Source organism: Hydrogenivirga sp. 128-5-R1-1, from assembly GCF_000171895.1.
The window spans coordinates 1-1,638 of the sequence record NZ_ABHJ01000289.1; the positions used below are offsets into that span (position 1 = coordinate 1).

Sequence of the window (1,638 nt, forward strand, 5' to 3'; positions counted from 1 at the left end):
CGTCAGGAGTTTTCATTATGATACCTATACAGGATATATCCTACCAGAAAATTTCCTATAATAAACTGGTTTTTAATAACTTTGAATATCTTATTTTTTATATATGAGCTTACCTTATCCAGAGAAGAACTTGAATTTTTCTTTCATATATGGGGATTATTACCTACTGATATTTTAAACTTTCAATTTAAAAAGGTTTTAGTTTCTATGTTTATTCATGGGGGATTTGTCCATTTATTTGGTAATATGCTTTTTCTTTATGTCTTTGGAGATAACGTTGAGGATGCTTTAGGGAAAATCAGATATATTATCTTATATTTAGGTTCTGGATTTGGGGCAGCCTTTTTACAATCTTTTGTAAATCTATTTGCAGGTTCCATTGATATTCCAATGGTAGGAGCATCTGGTGCTATCAGTGGAATACTTGCAGCATACGTTAAACTTTATCCAAATGCTAAAATAGTTACAATAATCCCACCTTTTATATTCTTTGCATTCTTACTCCCAGCATGGTTCTTTGTTGGATACTGGTTTTTAATTCAGATTTTATTTGCTATAACAACTCCAGCAAACATTGGAGGAGTTGCATGGTATGCCCATATTGGAGGATTTATAACAGGATGGTTTTTAACTGATATTTTATATCCAAAGAAAAACCCTAAACTTGTTCACTATTCAATTTTAAGGTAGACAGGTTTACTTTTATTTCCTGCTTTGTCTATAGAAAATATTTGATAAACATCGCCTTTTTTAAAAGTTTTATCTATAAAGTAATAACTTTTAACAATGAAGTTAGTATAAGGTTTATTGTTTTTATAAATTATAAAACCTATAATATCTTCATCTTCAGGAGGATGCCATATTATTGTTAACTTATTTTTATCTAAAATATAAGTTAAGTTTTCAGGAGGACTTGGAGGATATTTATCTTCAAATTTAATGCACTCAGAATAAATACGATTTGTTTCTATATTGCTTATGGTAGCTGTTATGTAATAACAATATATCTTATTCAATCTTACATTTTTATCCATATAATAATTTTTATACCTTACCTGAGTATACGGTAAAGGAAGAATTTCTAAATACGAACTGCCTTTATAAATGTTAACTTTAGCATATTTGTTTTTCCATTTAAGTAATATTCCATTATTTTTCAAAATAAGTTTTAAATTATCTTTGATTTTTTGATATTTTTGAGGTTTTATACATTTGAACTTAGACTGTACAAACTTATTATTATATTTGATGTAAAAACAGTAATTTTTATTAAATTCTGTAAATTCATACTCTATCCAGTAAAAATTTCTTATATTATAAACAGGTAATTTCAACTTTTTATCATTTAAATAAATATTCAACCTATCTAAATTCAGTAATTTTGTTTTAAAAAAATAAATAATTATATTTCCCTGTTGTTTTATACCTTCATGTAAAATTCTTAAAGGAGTCTTTTTTAATGGAGGTTTAGGACTTCCTTTTACTCCACATCCTACAATAAAAAGAGTTAAAACCAAAAATAAATGTTTAAATATTTTCATTTTGAATAAAATCTTTCAATTTTAAAAGATTATCTATTATTTTGGGGGAAATCCTTTAAAGGTATTTGATTTGGACCATCTGATAAAGCTTTATCTG

Annotated in this window: 2 protein-coding genes; one reads left to right on the forward strand and one right to left on the reverse strand. The window is 26.2% G+C overall.

The features are described from left to right. The first annotated feature begins 81 nt into the window (after window positions 1-81). Entirely contained in the window at window positions 82-690 is a 609-nt protein-coding gene (locus tag HG1285_RS18440) for a rhomboid family intramembrane serine protease (protein WP_008289153.1), read from the forward strand. Here HG1285_RS18440 and HG1285_RS02345 read toward each other — a convergent pair. Continuing rightward, complete coding sequence (locus HG1285_RS02345) at window positions 672-1,541, reverse strand: hypothetical protein (protein WP_008289154.1); 870 nt, start codon at window positions 1,539-1,541, stop codon at window positions 672-674. The two genes, HG1285_RS18440 and HG1285_RS02345, sit on opposite strands and share 19 nt — an antisense overlap. Between the last annotated feature and the right edge of the window lie 97 nt (window positions 1,542-1,638).

Coding starts and splice junctions, on each gene's coding strand:
- HG1285_RS02345 (WP_008289154.1), bottom strand. CDS start 1,541: ATGAAAATATTTAAACATTTATTTTTGGTTTTAACTCTTTTTATTGTA.